The organism is Pseudomonas sp. KBS0707, from assembly GCF_005937945.2.
GTDB classification, from domain to species: Bacteria; Pseudomonadota; Gammaproteobacteria; order Pseudomonadales; family Pseudomonadaceae; genus Aquipseudomonas; species Aquipseudomonas amygdali.
Map to the genome: position 1 here is coordinate 4,094,038 of NZ_CP041754.1, position 21,226 is coordinate 4,115,263.

Sequence of the window (21,226 nt, forward strand, 5' to 3'; positions counted from 1 at the left end):
CCGGACCTGTGCTCCGGACAGCGGCAGGTCGAGCGACTCAACAGTCGGTCGATGCCAGAAAGATAGCCGCCAGACGTTCGATCCCCGCCTGATCCACCTCGTTGAAACGCCCCACACTCGGACTGTCCAGGTCCAGCACGCCGATCAGACGCCCGTCCTTGATCAAGGGCACCACCAGCTCGCTGTTCGATGCGCTGTCGCAGGCGATGTGTCCGGGAAACTCGTGAACGTCCTGAACACGCTGGGTTTGCCGACTCTGCGCCGCCGCCCCGCAAACGCCGCGACCAAATGGAATGCGCACGCACGCAATCTGCCCCTGAAACGGACCCAGCACCAGCTCTTCGTTGCGATTGAGGTAAAAACCCGCCCAGTTCAGATCGTCGATCTGCGTATAGAGGAATGCCGAGAACTGCGCCGCATTGGCGATGGAGTCGCGCTCGTCGGCCAGCAATGCCTCAAGCTGGGCGGCCAGCAGACCGTAGCCATTGAGGCCGGCACCGGTGTTTTGCAAATCGATCATGTGTGTTGCTCCAACAATTCAAGTCCTACCCAGTAACGTGCAAATTGATATGCGCAGCGGCCATTGCGATTGCCACGCGCGGTCGCCCAGCGAATCGCAGCCTTTTCCAGGCTTTCGTCGCGCTGCCATTGCAAGCCGGCTTTGTCTGCCAGTTGCGTGATCCAGTGCTCGACCACGTTCAGGTAATGCTCCTGAGTGAATGGATAGAACGACAGCCACAGGCCGAAGCGGTCAGACAATGCGATCTTGTCTTCCACGGCCTCGCTGGGGTGCAACTCGCCGTCGACGTGCTTCCAGTCAACATTGTCGCTTTCCTTTTCGGGCACCAGATGGCGGCGATTGGAGGTGGCATACAGCAATACGTTATCCGGTGCCTGCTCCAGCGAGCCGTCAAGCACGCTTTTCAGTACGCGATAATCACCCTCGCCCGACTCGAACGACAGGTCATCGCAGAACAGTACAAAGCGCTGCGGCAGTTTGTGCAGTTGTTCGACCACACGCGGCAAGTCGCCCAGATGATCACGCTCGATCTCGATCAGGCGCAGACCGGCCGAGGCGTGCTCGGCCAGCAGAGCGCGGATCAGGGACGACTTGCCGGTACCGCGCGAGCCCCAGAGCAAGGCATGGTTGGCAGGCAGGCCATCGATAAACTGACGTGTATTGCGCCCCAACTGATCGCGCTGCAGGTCGACGCCGATCAGATCGGTCAGGCGCGTATCCAGGCTCACCTGCAACGGCATCAGGTAGCCGCTACGACCCTCTTGAACCCAGCGCGCCGCAAGCGTCTGTGACCAGTCGACCGGCTCGCGCACGGCTGGCAACAGCGGTTCCAGCCGGGCCAGCACGGCATCGGCGCGTTGCAGAAAAGCATCCAACCGAGAATCCACGGGATCTCCTTATATTTAACTGATTGGTCAGCAGTGCCTATCAGCTATGCTTGGCCAACCAGAAGTGGCAGTAAGTACTCATGGATATATCGCTCAAAAACAGGCTTTCGTTCAAGCAGGCGCGCCTGGCTGTATTGATCGGCTTCGCGCTGGGGACCTTGCTGAGCCTGTTCCAGATTGCAATCGATTATGCCAGCGAAGACGCGTCCATCAATCGTGAAATCAAATCACTGCTGGAAATCATCCAGAACCCGGCATCGCGCATTGCCTACAACATCGACTCGGAGCTGGCTCAGGAGCTGACACTCGGGCTGCTGCGCTCGCCTGCCGTGGTCAGCGCCAGACTGACCGATAACAATGACGCCGTGCTTGCAAGCGTTGAACGCCCCATGGCGACAGGGCGCTATCGAGTGTTCAGCGATTGGCTGTTCGGTGAAAGCCGTCAGTTTCAGGAAAAACTGCACCTCAACCATTTGCCCGATGAAACCATCGGCACACTGTACCTGACCGTGGACACCTTCGCTTTCGGCAGCCACTTTCTGCAGCGCGCCGAAATCACTCTGCTCAACGGCTTCGTGCGCAGCCTGGCGCTGGCCGGCATTCTGACCATTCTGTTCTACGCCACCCTGACCAAGCCGCTGGTAAGGGTGATCCGCGAACTGAGCAGTCGCGACCCGCGCAACCCCGACCAAGGGAAAATAACCTGCCCGCCTCACCATGAGCAGGATGAAATCGGCGTATTGGTCGCGACCTTCAATCGTCAATTCGAAACCATGGGCAGCGAGTTCTCCAGACGACGCGCGGCCGAAGATCGGCTGACCGAACATCTCAACGAGCTGGAAAACATTGTTTCGGCACGCACCAATGAGCTCAAGGCCAGCAACATACGCCTGCGCGAATCCAACGAGGAACTACAGATAGCGCGCAGTACGGCGCTGGATATGGCCCATGCGCGCTCGGCGTTTCTGGCGCACATGAGCCACGAAATCCGCACCCCGCTCAACGGCCTGCTGGGTATGCTGGCGCTGTCACTGGACAGCCCGCTCAGCGCCGAGCAGCGCCAGCAACTGATGATCGCCCACGACTCCGGCAAGGTGCTGGTCGAACTGCTCAACGATATTCTCGACATGTCCAAGTTCGACGCAGGTCATCTGGAGATCGAGCGCATTCCCTTCGACCTTGGGGTGTTGATCGAGGACACCGCCAACCTGCTGTCACAGAATGCGGCCCCCAGCGTGGAGCTGACCTGCCTGATTGCGCCGGACTTTCCGGCCATGGTTACCGGCGACCCTACCCGGGTGCGGCAGATCGTCAGCAACCTGCTGTCCAACGCACTCAAGTTCACCCGTTTTGGGCGCGTGGATGTGCGTCTGACTCACCATAAAGATGTCAGCGGAGAAAACCGGGTACGTATCGAAGTCCGTGACACCGGCATCGGGATTGCGCAGGACGCCCAAGCGAAAATATTCCAGCCGTTCACTCAGGCAGAAACCGCCATCACTCGGCAGTATGGCGGCACCGGGCTGGGTCTGGCGCTGACCAACAATCTCTGCGAGGCCATGAATGGCACGCTGAGTATCCAGTCACAGTCCGGTTTCGGCAGTCAGTTCTGCGCCGAGCTGCCGCTGCCGGTGCATGTGTCCGCAGTCACTCAGACCGCGCTCAGGGGCCGGGTCACTGTGGTCAGCTCGGCTGGCAGCGGCCTGGTGGAGCTGCTTGGCAACCTGCTGCCAACCTGGGGGGTCGATCTCAAGCGACGCAGCATTGATGATCGCCCGGAAGACGTGGACCTCGACAGCAGCCCGGACCTGGTCATTACCGACTGCCCCGAATGCCTGTTTGCGATTCGCCCCACTACACCCGTGCCGATCCTGCTGGTCACCGCCTATGGCAATTTCATGCCCGGCGAACAGGTTACAGCCCTTGCCCCGCTGCAACAGCAGGCTCGACCACTGGCGCGCAACGCGCTTTACCACACGCTGCGGCGTGTACTGGGTCAGGAAGAGACAGGCGTCAGGGACACAAAAGCGCCAGAGCAAACGGCTCAGCGCATGGCCAGAGTACTGTTGGTGGAAGACAACCCGGTCAATCAGCTGGTGGCCAAGGGCATACTTGGCAAGCTGGGGTGCGAAGTGATCATCAGCAGTCACGGCGGCGAGGCCTTGGAACAATTGGAGCAAGGCCACTTTGATCTGGTGTTGATGGACTGCAACATGCCCGTCATGGACGGCTATGAAGCCAGCCGCCAGATCCGCAGCAGCGGCCGCTGGCCAAACCTGCCGATCGTGGCACTTACCGCCAACGCCATGCCCGATGAACGTGAGCGCTGCAAGGCGGCAGGCATGAACGACTACCTGGCCAAGCCATTCCGGCGCGCCGAACTGGCGGGCATTCTGGACCAGTGGATTCCCATCGCTGATATCCGCTGAAACGGCTTAGCGCAGCAGCGCTTCGATTTCCCCGGTCAGTTCCTCGGGCTTGGTCAACGGGGCGAAACGCTTGACCAGCGCGCCATTCCTGCCAATCAGGAACTTGGTGAAATTCCACTTGATTCGCTCGGTCCCCAGCAACCCCGGTGCCTGCTGCTTGAGCTGAACGAACAAGGGATGGGCCTGAGCGCCGTTCACGTCGATCTTCTTGAACAGCGGGAAGCTGACCCCATAGTTCAGTTCGCAAAACCCGGAAATCGCGCCCTCGTCACCCGGCTCCTGCTTGCCGAACTGATTGCAAGGGAAGCCCAGCACTACCAGCCCTTTATCCTTGTAGTCCAGCCAGAGTTTTTCCAGGCCTTTATATTGCGGGGTAAAGCCGCATTTGCTGGCTGTATTGACCACCAGCACCGCCTTGCCAGCGTAGTCGGCGAGGGTTTTCTGTTCTCCCTTGATCGTAGTGACCGGGATACTCAGCAGGTTTTCGCTCATCAAAAGAGGCCTCAAGACCAGGCGGTGGCTGGATCGGAATGTGAGCACTGACGTTAGCCTGCAACGGCGTGCGGCGCACGCCAATTTTCGGTATTGATACAGGTCGATAAGCCCGGAGCCGCTGCGTGCAGCGGCACAGCAATCGCCCGGCTACTGGCGCGGGACCAGGTCCAGGCACACCGAGTTGATGCAGTAACGCAACCCGGTCGGTGGCGGACCATCGGGAAACACATGACCCAAGTGAGCGTCGCATTTGGCACAGACCACTTCGGTACGAATCATGCCGTGGCTGACATCGCGCACTTCGACCACCGCGCTGCCTTCCAGCGGCGCGTAAAAGCTGGGCCAGCCGCAGCCCGAATCGAACTTGGTGGTGGAATCGAACAGCGGCTCATTGCAGCAGATGCAGTGGTAGACGCCTTCTGTCTTTGTCTCGTTGTACTTACCGGAAAACGGCCGCTCGGTGCCTTTCAGGCGGCAAACCTGATACTGCGCCGGGTCGAGCATCTCTTTCCACTCTTCAAGCGTTTTCTGCAACTTGTCCACAGGTACACCTCCGAATTCGAAAAACCCCGATCTGTACCTTTTCCACAGATCAGGTGGCACGTATGATTGCGCCAGGTCAGACGTCAGTCTGGCACCCGCGTTTGTCGCATACAAACCCATTTTCATGGCGAACGTGCTGCGACCTTCATTGCAAGCCGGCAACAGCTCGTCCATTTTCGGGATCATCACCATGCAGTTCAACAAATCGAACAAGCTCGCAAACGTCTGCTACGACATTCGCGGGCCGGTGCTCAAGCACGCCAAACGCCTGGAAGAGGAAGGCCATCGCATCCTCAAGCTGAACATCGGCAACCCGGCACCGTTTGGCTTCGAGGCGCCGGACGAAATCCTGCAGGACGTGATCCGCAACTTGCCGACTGCGCAGGGCTACAGCGACTCCAAGGGCCTGTTCAGCGCCCGCAAGGCGGTGATGCAGTATTACCAGCAGAAGCAGGTCGAAGGCGTCGGCATCGAAGACATCTACTTGGGCAACGGCGTGTCCGAGCTGATCGTGATGTCGATGCAGGCGCTGCTCAACAATGGCGACGAAGTGCTGGTTCCGGCCCCCGACTATCCGCTGTGGACCGCTGCTGTCGCCTTGTCCGGTGGCAGCCCGGTGCATTATCTGTGCGACGAGCAGGCCAACTGGTGGCCAGACCTTGAAGACATCAAGGCCAAAATCACGCCTAACACCAAGGCCATGGTGATCATCAACCCCAATAACCCGACCGGCGCAGTGTATTCCCGCGAGGTATTGCTGGGCATGCTGGAGCTGGCTCGCCAGCATAATCTGGTGGTGTTCTCCGACGAAATCTACGACAAGATTCTCTATGACGACGCAATGCACATCTGCACCGCCTCGCTGGCACCGGACCTGCTGTGCCTGACCTTCAACGGTCTGTCCAAGTCGTATCGGGTTGCGGGCTTCCGTTCCGGCTGGATCGCCATTTCCGGGCCGAAACACAACGCGCAGAGCTACATCGAAGGCATCGACATTCTGGCCAACATGCGCCTGTGTGCCAACGTACCGAGCCAGCACGCCATTCAGACTGCACTGGGCGGCTATCAGAGTATCAACGACTTGATTCTTCCTCCTGGCCGCCTGCTGGAACAGCGCAACCGCACCTGGGAACTGCTCAACGATATTCCCGGCGTCAGCTGCGTCAAGCCGATGGGCGCGCTGTATGCATTCCCGCGCATCGACCCGAAGGTGTGCCCGATCTTCAACGACGAAAAATTCGTCCTCGACCTGCTGCTTTCTGAAAAACTGCTGGTAGTTCAGGGCACCGCGTTCAACTGGCCATACCCTGATCACTTCCGCGTCGTGACACTGCCACGTGTCGACGAACTGGAGCAGGCCATTGGCCGCATCGGTAACTTCCTGAAGGGTTATCGTCAGTAAACAGACATCGTCCACTCTCGCGCCGCATCCCTGCCCCGACCTGTTCGGGGCAGTTTATTTGTGCCCTGCCAAAACAGCATCACCGCCCTGCCCTCACCCCCTCAGGCATCGACCACTCTGGCTCAGGCGCCGTTCAGCTTTGCGGGATTACCATCGATTGCGTGAAGAGGACACAGTTTGAAATAGTCCCTCTGTTGAATAGCAGCGGGCATCACCTTATATACCCGGCATCGAGTTACATATTTACCTGAGGAGAACGTTTCAACCATGATGCGCATTTTGCTGTTTTTGGCCACTAACCTTGCGGTCGTGCTGATTGCCAGCATCACCCTGAGCCTTTTTGGCTTCAATGGGTTCATGGCGGCCAACGGGGTTGATCTGAACCTCAATCAGCTGCTGGTTTTCTGCGCTGTGTTCGGTTTCGCGGGCTCGTTGTTCTCGCTGTTCATCTCCAAGTGGATGGCGAAAATGAGTACCGGTACTCAGATCATCAGTCAGCCTCGCACCCGCCATGAGCAATGGTTGCTGCAGACCGTTGAACAACTGTCCCGCGATGCGGGTATCAAGATGCCGGAAGTCGGTATTTTCCCGGCGTATGAAGCCAACGCATTCGCCACGGGCTGGAACAAGAACGACGCACTGGTTGCGGTAAGCCACGGCCTGCTCGAGCGGTTCTCGCCGGATGAGGTAAAAGCTGTACTGGCGCACGAAATCGGCCACGTTGCCAACGGCGACATGGTCACACTGGCGCTGGTGCAGGGTGTGGTGAACACGTTCGTGATGTTCTTTGCCCGCATCATCGGTAACTTCGTCGACAAGGTGATCTTCAAGAGCGAGAACGGTCAGGGTATTGCCTACTACATCACGACGATTTTCGCCGAGCTGGTATTGGGCTTTCTGGCCAGCGCCATCGTCATGTGGTTCTCGCGCAAACGAGAATTCCGCGCTGACGACGCAGGGGCTCGACTGGCCGGTACGGACGCGATGATCGGTGCGCTACAACGCCTGCGTTCCGAACAGGGCGTACCGGTGAACATGCCTGACAGCCTGACGGCGTTCGGCATCAACGCCGGCCTGAAGAAAGGCCTGGCAGGGCTGTTCATGAGTCACCCGCCGCTGGAGCAACGTATCGAGGCGCTGCGCCGCCGCGGGTGATTCAGGGTTTCGAGATGACTATCGTGCCGGCGCTCTGCGTCGGCACGCCGTTATGGACGCTTTGCGTCCGGTCCTGAGTGCATGGCACGGCAGGAAAGGCGGCACGGTCGTAAAAGGCTGCGTAATGACCAATATCGTGCTGTCGCAGGTCCCGATTGACCTGCGCCTGATGAAAGCCAATCTACCCTGCCTTCCAACGCTGCAGCCAAGACTCTGCCTGCATGAAACCTCCTGAAAATTAGATCAAAAAGCGCCAGAACTTATATTAGATTTAGATCATCAGAATGACCGACTATGGGGCATTCCCATATTCTGGAGCTGTAAATGTTCCCAAGCCTGTTTATTTCCCATGGCTCTCCCATGCTCGCGCTGGAGCCCGGCGAGAGTGGCCCCGCCCTGACGCGATTGGCCGCCAGCCTGCCCAGGCCTAGCGCCATCGTAGTGGTGTCTGCGCACTGGGAAAGCCACGAACTTACTGTTAACGCCAACCCTGAGCCCGAGACCTGGCATGATTTCGGTGGCTTTGCGGCTGAACTGTTTGCGGTGCAGTACCCGGCGCCAGGTCTGCCTGAGCTGAGCCGCACGATAGTCGAGTTGCTGGCCGCCAGCGGTCTGCCCGCACGCATCGACAGCAGACGACCGTTCGACCATGGTGTCTGGGTGCCTTTGTCGTTGATGTACCCGAACGCCGATATTCCGGTGGTGCAGGTCTCACTGCCCAGCCGCCAGGGCCCCGAGCTACAGACACGGGTGGGCCGCGCGCTGGCCAGCCTGCGCGCACAGGGTGTATTGATTATCGGCTCCGGTAGCATCACGCATAACCTGCGCGATCTGGACTGGAACGCCGGCCCCGGAAGCACAGAGCCATGGGCTGCGACGTTTCGTGACTGGATGATCGACAAGCTGCAAAACGACGATGAAGCCGCACTGCACCACTACCGCAGTCTCGCCCCCCACGCGATGCGAGCGCACCCGAGTGACGAGCATTTGCTGCCGCTGTATTTCGCACGCGGTGCAGGCGGTGTCTTCGGCATTGCCTATCAGGGCTTCACCATGGGCGCGCTAGGGATGGATATCTACCGCTTCGATTGATCCCGAAAAGATCCGACCGCCCGAATTCGAGACAAAAAAATCCCCGAACCAGTCGGGGATTTTTTATTGACCTATCAGCTCAGAAGCCGATCAGTCTTCGCGATAGCGACGCAGCTTGAGCTGCTTGCCAGCAACACGGGTGTCCTTGAGCTTGGTCAGCAGACGCTCAAGACCATCTTCCGGCAGCTCGACCAGGCTGAAGCTGTCACGCACCTGGATGCGGCCGATAGCTTCGCGGGCCAGGCCGCCTTCGTTGAGGATGGCACCCAGCAGGTTCTTGGCAGCGATACCATCACGCGCACCCAGCGCGGTACGGCAACGAGCACGGCCTTCGGCCAGCGGGACCGGCGCACGACGCTCACGCTCAGGACGATCACCGCGATCGCTGCTGCCGCTACGTTCTGGACGATCACCGCGTGGAGCGTTGTTCGGAACCAGCGGGCGCTCGCGCTCGATAGCTGCCAGGGTCAGAGCCTGACCGTTGGTAGCCTTGCGCAGCAGTGCAGCAGCAAGGGCACGCGGGCTGCAACCGATGTCGGCAGTCAGACGATCCAGCAGATCGCCGTGAGTCGATTCGGCATCGGCAACCAGTGGCGACAGGCTGTTGGTCAGTTTCTTGATGCGGGCATCCAGAACGGCCTGGGCATCCGGCAGGCGGACTTCAGCAACCTTCTGACCGGTTACACGCTCGATCACCTGCAGCATACGGCGCTCGCGAGGAGTTACCAGCAGCAGTGCACGACCTTCGCGACCGGCACGACCGGTACGGCCGATACGGTGAACGTAGGACTCTGGATCGTAAGGCATGTCCACGTTGAATACGTGGGTAATACGCGGAACGTCAAGACCACGGGCAGCAACATCGGTCGCTACAACGATGTCCAGACGGCCATCCTTGAGGGAATCGATAACGCGCTCGCGCTGGTTCTGAGCGATGTCACCGTTCAGTGCAGCAGCCTTGTAGCCTTTGGCTTCAAGGGCGCTTGCCAGGTCCAGGGTCGCCTGCTTGGTGCGGACGAACATGATCAGGGCGTCGAAGTCTTCGACTTCCAGCAGGCTCAGTACAGCGGAGGTCTTCTGGTCAGCGTGAACCAGCAGGTGAGCCTGCTCGATCGCGGTAACGGTCTGGGTCTTGGTCTGGATCTTGACGTGCTTCGGATCGCGCAGATGGCGCTCGGCGATGGCACGGATCGACTGTGGCAGCGTTGCCGAGAACAGCACGGTCTGGCGGGTTTCAGGCATGGCCTTGAAGATGACTTCGAGGTCGTCCATGAAGCCCAGCTTGAGCATTTCGTCCGCTTCATCGAGAACCAGATGGTTCACGGTTGCCAGGACTTTCTCGTCACGACGCAGGTGGTCGCAGAGACGGCCCGGGGTGGCGACAACGATTTGTGCGCCGTTGCGGATGGCCTTGAGCTGCGGGCCCATTGGCGCGCCGCCGTAGACCGCTACAACGGTCACGCCCGGCATTTGTTTGGCGTAGGTCTCGAACGCGGTGGCAACCTGAAGTGCCAGTTCGCGGGTCGGGGCCAGGATCAGTGCTTGCGGCTCGCGCTTGCTCGGGTCGATACGATGCAGGATAGGCAGTGCGAACGCGGCGGTTTTACCCGTACCGGTTTGCGCCTGACCAATCATGTCGTGACCGGCGAGAATAATCGGGATCGATTGCTGCTGAATGGCCGAAGGCTCTTCGTAGCCAGTGGCGACGACTGCTGCAACGATATTTGGATGAAGTTCGAGAGCGGCGAAGCCGCCGATTTCCTGGGTCATGGGTCTGCCTCTAGTGCATCCGCAAAGACCCATGCTTCAAAGCTGCGCGTGCCGTGTACGACCTTGAGGTCACCCTGGCTGCTTTGTCGGCGGGGATTTGCGAAAACGTTTGATGAATGGATCGTCCAGGCTAGTCCGTTGTGCGAACAAGCAAACGAAGCTGGCTTCAGGGTACTGCAATACCTTGACGAGGGCCCTGTTAAGGCCGGCGCGCACTATACCGGAAATATGCACCTTAGTGAGTCTTTTTTTGCGAAACATTGCGCCATCCTTGAGCAACCCAAGGCCCTTGGTCCGGGCAGAGGGCTGGCCGACAAGGGCGCGGGCCCGAGATTGCGGGCGTTGCCGCTTAAACGTTTAATCTGCTCTTGCGGATGGCCGGTATCCCGACCTGCGGGTGTGGCGAATTGTCTCACCCCTGATTTCAGACCAGCCAGCACATGCCTCGCCCGCTCAAGTCGCGGAACGGACCGCCCTGATCAACGACTCCAGCGAGTACCCAAGATGCGGCGCAAGTGCCTCGGCACGCGAACTCAGTGCCTCGATATCCAGCGTCTGATCGAGGTCGGCAGGCACGATCAGAATGACGTTGCCCTCTTTTACCGGCAGCTCCCAGTAATGACGGTGGTACAAACCCCGCAGCAAAGCCGCGCCCAGCGGTTTACCGTCGTCGGTGGCCCACTGGTTGATGATCAGCCAGCCACCGGAATTGAGGCGTTGCTGGCAGCCCTGCAAAAAATTCCAGGCCAAATGCCCGACGCCCGGCCCGACATCGGTGTACAGGTCGACAAAGATCAGGTCGGCAGGCTCTGCGCTGTCCAGCAAATCCAGCGCATCGCCGATGCGGATATACAGACGCGGGTCGTCATCGAGCCCCATGAACTCCATGGCCAGGCGCGGCACATCAGGGCGCAGCTCGATGACTTCCACGTCTTCAAGCGGCAGGAACTTCATGCAGGCTTGGGTCAGCGTACCCGCACCCAGCCCTAGAAACAGCGCGCTGTCCGGCGCATCGTGACACAGTGCGCCGATCAGCATCGCGCGGGTGTAGTCGTATTCCAGCCAGCTCGGGTCAGCCGTAAACGTGCAGCTCTGCTCGATGGCCTCGCCAAACTCCAGAAAGCGATAATCCTCTACTTCCAGCACGCGGATCATGCCGAAGTCGTCGTGGACCTCGGCCAGAATTCGTTCTACGCGCTCACGCTCTTCCGTCATTACCGTTCCTGGTCATCGCTGCGCCGAGCGCAAAACGCGAATTGTCCGGCAAGCGCGCGGCTTTGTCACACATTGCCGGGCGTGATGCCGTCCCGGTGGTCTGCCCTACGCTGGCAGAGCAACAGCGAACTGCTAACATGCGGACCCGATTGCACAACCCTAGAGCCAATAATGAGCCAACCCTGGAGCCCCGACAGCTGGCGGGCACTGCCGATTCAGCAGCAACCTCACTACCCTGATGCCGCGCATCTGTTGAAGGTCGAACAGACCCTGGCCAGCTATCCGCCGCTGGTGTTTGCCGGCGAAGCCCGAGAGTTGCGCCGCCAGTTTGCCGAAGTAACCCAGGGTCGCGCGTTCCTGCTGCAGGGCGGCGACTGCGCGGAAAGCTTTATGGAGTTTTCCGCAGCCAAGATTCGCGACACGTTCAAGGTGCTGCTGCAGATGGCCATCGTCATGACCTTCGCCGCCGGTTGCCCGGTGGTGAAGGTCGGACGCATGGCCGGACAATTTGCCAAGCCTCGCTCGGCAAACGACGAAATCATCGACGGCGTAACGCTCCCGGCGTATCGCGGTGACATCGTCAACGGTATCGGTTTCGATGAAAAAAGCCGTGTGCCGGACCCGGAGCGCCTGCTGCAAGCCTATAACCAGTCCACCGCCACCCTGAACCTGCTGCGCGCCTTCGCACAGGGCGGGTTTGCCGACCTGCATCAGGTACACAAGTGGAATCTGGACTTCATTGCCAACTCGGCGCTGGCCGAAAAATACAGCCAGCTGGCCGGACGCATCGATGAAACGCTCGCGTTCATGCGCGCCTGCGGCATGGACAGCTCGCCGCAACTGCGTGAAACCAGCTTTTTCACCGCCCACGAGGCATTGCTGCTCAATTACGAAGAAGCCTTCGTGCGGCGCGACAGCCTGACCAATGATTACTACGATTGCTCGGCACACATGCTGTGGATCGGCGACCGTACCCGGCAACTGGATGGCGCGCATGTCGAATTCCTGCGTGGGGTGAACAACCCGATCGGCGTCAAGGTCGGCCCGAGCATGAACACTGACGACCTGATTCGCCTGATCGACATCCTTAACCCGGACAACGATCCGGGCCGTCTCAACCTGATCGCGCGGATGGGTGCCAACAAGGTCGGCGATCACCTGCCACAGCTGATTCGTGCGGTTGAGCGCGAAGGCCGCAAAGTGCTGTGGAGCTCCGATCCGATGCACGGCAACACCATCAAGGCCAGCAGCGGCTACAAAACCCGCGACTTTGCGCAGATCCTCGGCGAAGTGAAGCAGTTCTTTCAGGTGCATCAGGCTGAAGGCACTTATGCCGGCGGCATCCATATCGAAATGACCGGGCAAAACGTCACCGAATGCATCGGCGGCGCCCGCCCCATCACCGAAGATGGCCTTTCGGATCGCTACCACACCCACTGCGATCCGCGCATGAATGCCGATCAGTCACTGGAGCTGGCGTTCCTGATTGCCGAAACCCTGAAGCAGGTCAGGCGCTAAGCAGAGCAAACCGCCCGCTCAGCGCTTGAGCGGGTCATCCCAAAACGGACGCTCGGCTTCCTGCTGAATGTCGGCCCTGCTCAGCCCCAGGTCCTTCAGCGTGTCATCACTCATCTGCGCCAGATAGCGGCGCTGACGGTGCAGCTCCAGCCAGCGCTGCAAGTGGTGCTTCAACCACACCAACGCCTTGCCAGGCTGAGCATGCCCGGCAGGCCTTGCGATCAATACACACTCTTTTTGACCATTCATCATCTTGCCCTCCGTGTGAGATGACTAAAGTCTCGCGCCTGACCCAAGATCAACCCAACGAATGTTTCTTATGCAATACATCTTTGAAATTGATGTATTGATCGATCCAAATGTGCTGCCGCTCACACCGGCAGTCGATAATTATTTAAGTGCCCACTTGCCCCGACAGACATATAACCAATATATAAAAACCCAAGCCAGACATGCAGCAACCTTACAGCAAGCCAAACGCTTTCGTTATTACAGAATAGACTAGCGTTTCAATTGACAGGCCCCGTGAACGTTCTAGAATTCTGAAAACAGCTTCTTGGGTAACTACTATAAAAACCATTATACCAATGCCCATTATAAACACCCGCTAACCGCTGAGGGTGCTAAGAGACGCCCCCTAAACGAGAAGACGTGCATCGGTAATATGTAGCGTTCTGGAGAAACACATGGGCATGGAAGCCAATCGCATTTTATTCAACGCCGAACCGTTTGGATTCGGTCCCTCTGCGGCAATTGCCGCCATTGCACCTTACTTTATAGGCAGCGGCTGCCATGCCTACGCGGGTGAAGGGCACTCACTGGATCTGCAAAAGCACCTTCCCTATCGAAAAATCCATGACATGACCGGAAGTAGCCCGAGAGACTGGGATAAATTAATCTCTGATGTCGATATCGTTGTAACAGCCATGGATCTCGACATAGCAATTCGATCACTGTCCTTAGGGAAGGTCTGAAGTAGCCGGATGTTTTCCGGCTACCGAGTCCTCAGCACTTTTCAAAAAACGATGCATGTCGAAATTTGCTCAATTATCTTCGCTTTTCAGCTCTTTCGGCCGCTGCAAAGCCTTTTGCGGTAACCATTTCCTGCATTACACGCGCACCTCTCCTGCGCTCGCCAACAAATGTCGGCGGGCCATCCACAGGTTTGACAGGGCGAACAACGTCACCATCTGCGCGGTGTTCTTGGCCAAGCCCCGAAAGCGCACTTTTTCATAGCCAAACTGGCGTTTGATGACCCGAAACGGATGCTCGACCTTGGCGCGAACCTGAGCCTTGGCCTTCTCGATTTTGCGGATCGCCTTGTACAAAACACTGCGTTTTCCGTGCTTTTTGTAAGTGCTGCGGCGGGCGGCAATCTGCCAAATGACCTTGCGCCCAGCATGTTCTTCGCGCTTCTCAACCCCGGTGTAACCTGCGTCGGCGCAGACTACGTTTTCCTCGCCGTGTAGCAGTTTGGCAACGTGCGCCGAGAGTGAAGCGGTGGCACTCCTCGTCCGCCCTGGCTTTCAAACAGGTCGGCGACCAGTGCCCACTCGGTATCTGTCAAGCAACTCGGATATAGCTGCTCCGGCAGTTGGCGGCGGTGGGTTTCATTGTAGCCATAGGCTTTATTAGGTTCAGGTGACTGAAAACTTCCCTTGGCCCGCTGCTTTACACGCGTAATCCCTGCCATTTTCAACGCTTTTGCAAAGGTGTCGGGATGCGCAGTGATACCGGTTTCGGCGAAGAATACGAGCGCCAATTCGGCCTGGCTGGAATAGGGCTGTGCATGAGCGAGTTTCACCAGCACGGGATAGTGCTCGGCGGCAATCGAGCGAGGACGTCCGGTTTTAGGCATGGCTTGAGGGCTATTCAGACAAGGGAGTGAAAGTTTAATTTATTTTGTCTACACCCTCTTAGGTAAACGCGTTGTTTTTTATGATGCCTTGACCTGGTGGTGGCAAGCAGAAACACGCTGGCCGGGAGTATCAGTTTTTTTGTGTTCGGGCTGGTTAGGGCCTGCCGTCAGGCAGGCCCTTGTTTTACCAGCTCGGTCTGGTAAATCGGTCTCCGTACAGGATCGCAAATTGATTCATTGCCACTTTCCAGTCGTGTGCCGCATGACCCCAGTTGGCGGTGATGTTGCGCAACCCAAGCCATATCAGTTTCGTCGCAGCCTCATCGGTCGGGAAGTGCCCTCGAGTCTTGATGATCTTGCGTAACTGGGCATTGATGCTCTCGATGGCATTGGTCGTGTAAACCACTTTGCGAATGCCCGCCGGAAAAACAAAAAACGGTATAACCCGATCCCAGGCGCGACGCCATGCAGCAACTACAGTCGGATACTGCTTGCCCCAGGGGCCCGCTTCAAAGGCGTTAAGCTCTTGCTCAGCCACATCGGCATTGATCGCCTGGTAGATCGGCTTGAGTGCTTTGGCCAGTGCCCGACGTTTATCCCAAGCGGCATAGTCCAAGCTGTTGCGGATCAGATGCACGATGCAGGTTTGCAGCGTCGTGGCAGGAAAAACCGCCCCCAACGCCTCCGGTATTCCTTTGAGGCCATCCGTGACGGCGATCAGAACATCTTCAACGCCACGAGTCTTGAGGTCGTTGAACACCTTCATCCAAAACTTGGCACCCTCGGTGCTCTCGATCCATATACCCAGAATGTCGCGCGTGCCATCAGGTAATACCCCCAGCGCCAGATAAATAGCCTTGTTGCACACTAACCCCTCGTCCCGGATTTTGACCCGTAACGCATCGAAGAAGATCACCGGATACATCGGTTCCAAGGGTCGTTGCTGCCAAGCGCCCACCTCTTCCATGACCGCATCGGTGACTGAGCTGATGAAGTCATGGGACACGTCAGTTCCATACTGCTCAGATAGAAAAGCGCGGATCTCACGCACCGTCATGCCCCGGGCGTACATGGCAATTATCTTGTCGTCGAAGCCTGTAAAACGTCGTTCGTGCTTGGGAATCAGGATCGGGGCGAAGCTACCATCGCGGTCTCTGGGGATATCCAGGCGAAGCGGCCCGTCGTCGGTCAGAACCGTCTTGCTGCTTTTGCCATTGCGCTGATTGGTCGACTCCTCAGGGCGCTCCGCGCCCTGAGGATAACCAAGGTGGTGACCCAGCTCGGCGCCTAGCGCACGCTCGATCAGAGCCTTCTTGAACGCCATGGACGCGTCTTGAATGGCTTCGGCGCTCATCGGGCCTTTAACAAACTGCTCGATCAGCTCTTGGGGAATCGAGGGCAACTCCCTCGCTGTTGCATTGGCGGACTTCTTTTTGGTCGGCATACATGCACCTCTAGCTACATGTTATGCCCGAACACAAAATTTCTGACAGTCTCCGCTGGCCCCGCATCGAAGAACTTATTCACCGCCCTCGCTTGCTTTATATTGCCCAGAACTTTATAGGCGTAGTTGAACGCTTGGCGGGCATAAAATCAAAAAATCACTTTGTCGTCCCGCCCATCACATCCCGAGCCAGGTACGCACCTCGAAATAGCCAGTCCAACGTTGTCCTGCTTAATCTGGGCGGACTTAAGAACCCTTATACCGATGAGGCGATGCTTATCGACTTTGCCCGCGCGATTACGCTCGCCTTGCGTGCAGCACTCGATCAAGGGGTAAAGCTTCACATCGCCACCAGCCAAACAATCGCAGAAGCACTGGAATCAGACGATGCCACCACTTACCCCCTTACGGAGGTCGCCCGGATGATGCATGACTGCCAATTTGCAGTTTGTACACCTGGCTTGGGCAACATCTACGAATCGGCTGTTATGCAAACACCGGTCATATGGCTGCCGCCGGTCAACAATACGCAAGGCCTTCAGCTGGCTCATCTGCGCAACGCCGGTATGGTTGACGCGGAGCTAGGCTGGGAAACGCTGGGCGTTAACATTGATTACACAACATCCACACAAACCTGTCTGGCTAGCATCGACGAGGCAATTTCAACACTGGGAGACACTGAGCGAAGTGCCGTTCTCAATGAAAAAATGGCAGTTGCAGTTGCCCGCATGCGCCAGTGCACAGGCGGCAAGACTTCTCGGCTGATCGAACGCTTCGGCAGCGGAGGTGACGCGGTGGCCGCTCAAAAAATCAGGGAATGGATAAACGTACCTGAAAACGGAGATCGCTTATGAAAATTGCCCAGGTTGCCCCTTTGTTCGAGGCGGTCCCGCCTCAACGCTACGGAGGTACGGAGCGAGTGGTGTCCTACCTCACTGAGGCACTTGTTGAACTAGGCCACCAAGTGACGTTGTTCGCCAGCGGCGACTCATTGACGTCTGCAGAGCTTGATGCAGTCTGGCCCGCCGCTCTGAGGCTCGATTACGGAAGCTTCGACGTCATAAGCCCGCACCTGGTCATGATGGAACGCGTGAGGCGTCGTGCGCAGGAGTTCGACATTATTCACTTCCACCTGGACTTCTACCCCTTCTCCCTGTTCAGCCGCCAGCCCACACCGTTTGTTACCACCTTGGATGGTCGAGTCGATCTGCCCGCACTCAAACCGGTGTTCAACACCTTTGCAGACATGCCGCTTATTTCGATTTCCAACGCTCAACGCAATGATCTGCCAGCCGCCAACTGGGTGGGCACGGTGTATCACGGCTTGCCGCTACAACTCCATACACCCCGGCAAGTGGAAAGGACATACCTTGCTTTTCTGGGACGAATCACGCCTGTGAAGCAGGTCGATGCGGCCATTCGCATCGCCCAACAATGCGATATCCCCATCAAGATTGCTGCCAAGATAGACGCCGTTGACAGCGCTTACTTTGAACGAGACATACGTCCGCTATTGGATTCTCCGCTGGTCGAATACATAGGTGAGATCAATGAGCAGGAAAAAACCACTTTCCTGTCAGGTGCCTTGGCACTTTTGTTTCCTATTGATTGGCCAGAGCCTTTCGGTCTGGTCATGATCGAGGCAATGGCGTGCGGTACTCCAGTGATCGCATTTCCCTCCGGCTCAGTCCCGGAAGTCATAGAAGACGGAGTCACAGGCTTCGTTGTCCGCAACGAAGCAGAAGCGGTAGCCGCCGTCCATAAGGTGAGCCAGCTATCTGCCATGAGAATACGCGAGCAGTTTCAAAAGCGTTTTTCAGCGCGTCAAATGGCCGAAAACTATGTCCATGCCTATCAGTCACTCATTGACCGGTCCTCATCCTGTTAAAAGTCGTCATCGCAAAAAACAGAGCTGACGCATAAGATCAGCTTGAAGAATGTTTCTTATGCAGTCCATCTGGGAGATTGATGGTTTGGCCAACTATCCAGGCATCGATACAGAGCTGCTTCGTACCTTTGTGGCAATTGCCGACCACGGCGGTTTCACCCGCGCAGGTGAAGCCGTGAACCGCACTCAATCGGCGGTCAGCATGCAAATGAAGCGTCTGGAGGAGGATGTCGTACAGCGTCAACTGTTCCAGCGTGAAGGCCGGACCCTGAACCTGACGGCAGAGGGGCAAGTGTTACTTGGCTATGCGCGGCGCATCCTCAAGCTGCACAGTGAGGTGTTCAATACGCTGCGCGAGCCACACATGATCGGGGTGGTAAAAATCGGCTCGCCCGATGACTACGTGATGCGCTTTCTGCCCGGCATTCTTTCGCAGTTCGCGCAGGCCTACCCGCTGGTTCAGGTAGAGGTGCATTGCGAACCGTCCGACCTGCTGCTACAACGCAATGACCTGGACCTGACCATCGTTACGCGCAAGCCCGGCACCGAGATCGGTACGCTGTTGCGTCATGAGCGTCTGGTCTGGATGGAAGCCAGCGGTTTTGCTCCGCATGAGCAAAACCCCATTCCGCTGGCGATGTTCAATACGCACTGCTTCTGTCGTGACTGGGCATGCAACGCACTGGACAGCGTGGAGCGTGATTACCGCATCGCCTACAGCAGCTCCAGCATGGCAGCAATCACAGCAGTGGTCAGCGCGGGCCTGGCAGTCACTGCACAGTTTCAAAGCCTGATCACTGCAGATTTGCGCATCATCGGCGCGGCCGAACAATTGCCCGAGCTGCCAACGGCCAGCATCGTACTGCTGCGCAATCCGAAAAACCCCTCGCCCATCACCGAATGCATGGCCGACTACATCATCGACGGCTTCAAACCTTGAGCGCGAGAATGACTGCGCAGAGCACCAGAAACACGCAGAACATCAGGCGCAGCGTTCGCTCCGGCAGCGAATGCGCCAGCTTGACACCCCAACTGATGCTCGCCAGACCACCAATGGCCAATGGAATGCCCATCGACCAGTTGACGTGATCGTGCAGCGCGTAGGTAACCAGCGTGATCCCGGTGCTCGGGGCTGCGAGGGACAGCGCCAACCCTTGCGCCACAACCTGTGTCGTGCCAAACACGCTGGTAAGAATCGGCGTGGCCACCACTCCCCCGCCAACGCCAAACAGACCTCCGGTCATACCGGACCCGACGCCCAGCAGCCATAGCCATTTTTCATGGCGCAACCCGCTACCGGCCTGATGGCCGCGCCAATACATCTGCGCCACGTTGAACACGGTCAGAACCACTAGAAAGCCGACAAAGCCCAGGCGCATGCTTTGCGGATCCACGCGCACCGCCAGCAGCGACGTCAGCCAGGCAAAAATAAAACTGGGAACAATCAACATCAACGCATTACGCAGCAAAATCCGGTTGCGCTGGTTATAGCGCCACAAGGCGAGTAACACGTTAGGCAGCACCATCAACAACGCTGTCCCTTGCGCCAGCTGCTGATCCAGACCGAACAGCACACCCAGCGCGGGAATTGCCACAAGACCACCACCGATTCCGAACAGCCCCCCCAGGGTGCCCATCGCTGCACCCAGTAACACAAACATCACAATTTCAATCACACTACGTCCCCGCCCAGTCAATGGCCAAATGCTACGCAGTCCTGCGCGCAACCAACACCCGGTGTTACCTGTTTTTTTTGCGCGCGGCGCAAGCTGTCAGCGCTTTGAGCCTGCACGCTCGAAATTATCTGGCACATTAAAGAATGCAACACTAAGTTAAACTCATTCGACTGAGTTTGAGGACCTGATATGAGTGCCGAAGAAAACCCTGCCCACGCTGCACCTGCCGATTGCGATTCGCTGCTGCTGGATAACCAATTGTGCTTCGCCCTGTATTCCACCTCATTGATGATGACCAAGGTTTACAAACCGCTGCTGCAGGCGCTTGGGCTGACCTATCCGCAGTACCTGACAATGATGGTGCTGTGGGAAAAAGACGGCCTTACCGTAGGTGATGTCAGCACGCGCCTGCTCACCGATCCGGGTTCTCTGACACCTTTGCTCAAGCGTCTTGAGGGCGAGGGCTTTATCAGCCGCACCCGCAGCAAGGAAGACGAACGCGTGGTATTGCTGCACCTGACTGAACAAGGTCGTGCACTGCAACACCAGGCGCTGAGCATACCCGGCTGTATTCTGTCGGCGAGCGGCCTGAACATGGAAAGGCTTCGTGACCTGCAGACACAGTTGCTGGACTTGCGTGACCATCTGCACCAGAGCCTTTAAGACAAAGGGTCACGCCCCCCGGACTGACCTATTGCTCGTCTCGCCAAAGCCCCGCACATCAAGGGGCTGGCAAGATTTCCAGCTGCCCGCCCTGGTAGCTTTCCTCCTCCGGAAAAGACCTCTTTCGACTTTTCGCAAAATTTAGCTTGCGCGCTAACTATCCTTGGACTACCTTTGCCCCGCACTTAGTTATCGCGCAAGTATTTTGCGCAATTAACCCTACCGAACGAGGAAAAATCATGGACACTCTTTACACCGCAGTTGCAACCGCCACAGGCGGCCGTGATGGTCGTGCCGTATCCAACGACAAGATTCTCGACGTCAAACTCGCCACTCCGAAAGAGCTTGGCGGTGCTGGCGGCGCAGCCACCAACCCGGAGCAACTGTTCGCTGCCGGTTATTCGGCCTGCTTCATCGGTGCCCTCAAATTCGTCGCCGGTCAGAGCAAACGCAGCATCCCGGCAGACGCCTCGATCACCGCCCACGTAGGGATTGGCCAGATTCCCGGTGGTTTCGGTCTGGACATCGACCTGCATGTCAGCCTGCCCGGCCTTGAACAAGCCGACGCTCAGCAACTGGTCGATGCCGCTCACGTGGTCTGCCCTTATTCCAACGCCACACGCGGCAACGTCGATGTGCGCCTGCATGTAACCGTCTAACCCACCGGCCAT

Annotated in this window: 20 protein-coding genes and 2 pseudogenes; 11 read left to right on the top strand and 11 right to left on the bottom strand. The window is 57.8% G+C overall.

Annotated elements, in window-relative coordinates; translation table 11 throughout:
- Positions 1-37: 37 nt before the first annotated feature.
- Together FFH21_RS19320 and FFH21_RS19325 are read right to left on the bottom strand one after the other, a co-directional pair.
- Positions 38-520 carry a GAF domain-containing protein gene (locus tag FFH21_RS19320; RefSeq protein ID WP_011169206.1) on the bottom strand — a complete coding sequence of 161 codons (483 nt, stop codon included), beginning with the start codon at positions 518-520 and terminating at the stop codon, positions 38-40.
- Positions 517-1,407, bottom strand: a complete 891-nt coding sequence (locus tag FFH21_RS19325; RefSeq protein ID WP_002554531.1) for an ATP-binding protein — start codon at positions 1,405-1,407, stop codon at positions 517-519. Before FFH21_RS19325 ends, FFH21_RS19320 begins: the two co-directional genes overlap by 4 nt.
- Positions 1,408-1,487: 80 nt before the next feature.
- Here FFH21_RS19325 and FFH21_RS19330 point away from each other — a divergent pair, with 80 nt between their 5' ends.
- Positions 1,488-3,836: an ATP-binding protein gene (locus FFH21_RS19330; protein WP_005755107.1), complete on the top strand. Its 2,349-nt coding sequence runs from the start codon at positions 1,488-1,490 to the stop codon at positions 3,834-3,836.
- 6 nt (positions 3,837-3,842) lie between these two features.
- On the opposite strand, the gene FFH21_RS19335 is transcribed toward FFH21_RS19330, so the two are convergent.
- Complete coding sequence (locus FFH21_RS19335) at positions 3,843-4,328, bottom strand: glutathione peroxidase (protein WP_004665941.1); 486 nt, start codon at positions 4,326-4,328, stop codon at positions 3,843-3,845.
- A gap of 150 nt (positions 4,329-4,478) precedes the next feature.
- Positions 4,479-4,874: a peptide-methionine (R)-S-oxide reductase MsrB gene (gene msrB / locus FFH21_RS19340; protein WP_002554534.1), complete on the bottom strand. Its 396-nt coding sequence runs from the start codon at positions 4,872-4,874 to the stop codon at positions 4,479-4,481.
- Between the two features lie 190 nt (positions 4,875-5,064).
- Here msrB and FFH21_RS19345 point away from each other — a divergent pair, with 190 nt between their 5' ends.
- The 3 genes from FFH21_RS19345 to FFH21_RS19360 all read left to right on the top strand — a co-directional run bounded on the left by FFH21_RS19345 (position 5,065) and on the right by FFH21_RS19360 (position 8,523).
- Complete coding sequence (locus FFH21_RS19345) at positions 5,065-6,276, top strand: pyridoxal phosphate-dependent aminotransferase (protein ID WP_011169208.1); 1,212 nt, start codon at positions 5,065-5,067, stop codon at positions 6,274-6,276.
- Positions 6,277-6,543: 267 nt separating this feature from the next.
- Positions 6,544-7,431, top strand: a complete 888-nt coding sequence (gene htpX, locus FFH21_RS19350; protein ID WP_011169209.1) for a protease HtpX — start codon at positions 6,544-6,546, stop codon at positions 7,429-7,431.
- A gap of 324 nt (positions 7,432-7,755) precedes the next feature.
- Positions 7,756-8,523, top strand: coding sequence for a class III extradiol ring-cleavage dioxygenase (locus tag FFH21_RS19360; RefSeq protein WP_004665943.1), 768 nt, complete (start codon positions 7,756-7,758; stop codon positions 8,521-8,523).
- A 90-nt stretch (positions 8,524-8,613) separates the two neighbouring features.
- Here FFH21_RS19360 and FFH21_RS19365 read toward each other — a convergent pair whose 3' ends face one another.
- Together FFH21_RS19365 and FFH21_RS19375 are read right to left on the bottom strand one after the other, a co-directional pair.
- Complete coding sequence (locus FFH21_RS19365; RefSeq protein WP_011169210.1) at positions 8,614-10,326, bottom strand: DEAD/DEAH box helicase; 1,713 nt, start codon at positions 10,324-10,326, stop codon at positions 8,614-8,616.
- Between the two features lie 420 nt (positions 10,327-10,746).
- Entirely contained in the window at positions 10,747-11,508 is a 762-nt protein-coding gene (locus tag FFH21_RS19375; RefSeq protein ID WP_004657356.1) for a spermidine synthase, read from the bottom strand.
- 171 nt (positions 11,509-11,679) lie between these two features.
- On the opposite strand from FFH21_RS19375, the gene FFH21_RS19380 reads away from it, so the two are divergent.
- A complete protein-coding gene (locus FFH21_RS19380) occupies positions 11,680-13,026 on the top strand; it encodes a class II 3-deoxy-7-phosphoheptulonate synthase (protein ID WP_002554540.1) in 1,347 nt (448 codons plus the stop codon).
- Between the two features lie 18 nt (positions 13,027-13,044).
- Here FFH21_RS19380 and FFH21_RS19385 read toward each other — a convergent pair whose 3' ends face one another.
- Entirely contained in the window at positions 13,045-13,278 is a 234-nt protein-coding gene (locus FFH21_RS19385; RefSeq protein WP_005755120.1) for a DUF1127 domain-containing protein, read from the bottom strand.
- A gap of 434 nt (positions 13,279-13,712) precedes the next feature.
- On the opposite strand from FFH21_RS19385, the gene FFH21_RS19390 reads away from it, so the two are divergent.
- A complete protein-coding gene (locus FFH21_RS19390) occupies positions 13,713-14,000 on the top strand; it encodes a hypothetical protein (protein WP_041924606.1) in 288 nt (95 codons plus the stop codon).
- 135 nt (positions 14,001-14,135) lie between these two features.
- On the opposite strand, the pseudogene FFH21_RS19395 reads toward FFH21_RS19390, so the two are convergent.
- The 3 genes and pseudogenes from FFH21_RS19395 to FFH21_RS19410 form a co-directional block, all read right to left on the bottom strand.
- Positions 14,136-14,507 (bottom strand): annotated as a pseudogene (locus FFH21_RS19395) (IS5/IS1182 family transposase); the annotation flags it as partial.
- A pseudogene (locus tag FFH21_RS19400) lies at positions 14,483-14,884 on the bottom strand (IS5/IS1182 family transposase); the annotation flags it as partial. The pseudogenes FFH21_RS19400 and FFH21_RS19395, both read right to left, overlap by 25 nt.
- 184 nt (positions 14,885-15,068) lie before the next feature.
- Complete coding sequence (locus FFH21_RS19410; RefSeq protein ID WP_004666928.1) at positions 15,069-16,328, bottom strand: IS256-like element ISPsy17 family transposase; 1,260 nt, start codon at positions 16,326-16,328, stop codon at positions 15,069-15,071.
- Positions 16,329-16,351: 23 nt separating this feature from the next.
- Here FFH21_RS19410 and FFH21_RS19415 point away from each other — a divergent pair, with 23 nt between their 5' ends.
- The 3 genes from FFH21_RS19415 to FFH21_RS19425 all read left to right on the top strand — a co-directional run bounded on the left by FFH21_RS19415 (position 16,352) and on the right by FFH21_RS19425 (position 19,156).
- The gene (locus tag FFH21_RS19415; RefSeq protein WP_011169212.1) at positions 16,352-17,182 is read left to right on the top strand and encodes a hypothetical protein; all 831 of its coding nucleotides are present in this window, start codon (positions 16,352-16,354) and stop codon (positions 17,180-17,182) included.
- On the top strand, positions 17,179-18,216 hold the full coding sequence (locus tag FFH21_RS19420; protein WP_011169213.1) for a glycosyltransferase family 4 protein: 1,038 nt from the start codon (positions 17,179-17,181) through the stop codon (positions 18,214-18,216). The genes FFH21_RS19415 and FFH21_RS19420 overlap by 4 nt, the downstream gene beginning before the upstream one ends.
- Positions 18,217-18,301: 85 nt before the next feature.
- Positions 18,302-19,156 carry a LysR substrate-binding domain-containing protein gene (locus FFH21_RS19425; RefSeq protein WP_002554544.1) on the top strand — a complete coding sequence of 285 codons (855 nt, stop codon included), beginning with the start codon at positions 18,302-18,304 and terminating at the stop codon, positions 19,154-19,156.
- Here FFH21_RS19425 and FFH21_RS19430 read toward each other — a convergent pair.
- Positions 19,146-19,892, bottom strand: a complete 747-nt coding sequence (locus FFH21_RS19430) for a sulfite exporter TauE/SafE family protein (RefSeq protein ID WP_004667821.1) — start codon at positions 19,890-19,892, stop codon at positions 19,146-19,148. The genes FFH21_RS19425 and FFH21_RS19430 overlap by 11 nt on opposite strands.
- Positions 19,893-20,081: 189 nt before the next feature.
- On the opposite strand from FFH21_RS19430, the gene FFH21_RS19435 reads away from it, so the two are divergent.
- Together FFH21_RS19435 and FFH21_RS19440 are read left to right on the top strand one after the other, a co-directional pair.
- The gene (locus FFH21_RS19435) at positions 20,082-20,555 is read left to right on the top strand and encodes a MarR family winged helix-turn-helix transcriptional regulator (RefSeq protein ID WP_004657346.1); all 474 of its coding nucleotides are present in this window, start codon (positions 20,082-20,084) and stop codon (positions 20,553-20,555) included.
- 239 nt (positions 20,556-20,794) lie between these two features.
- The gene (locus tag FFH21_RS19440) at positions 20,795-21,214 is read left to right on the top strand and encodes an organic hydroperoxide resistance protein (RefSeq protein WP_004657344.1); all 420 of its coding nucleotides are present in this window, start codon (positions 20,795-20,797) and stop codon (positions 21,212-21,214) included.
- The last annotated feature ends 12 nt before the right edge of the window (positions 21,215-21,226 follow it).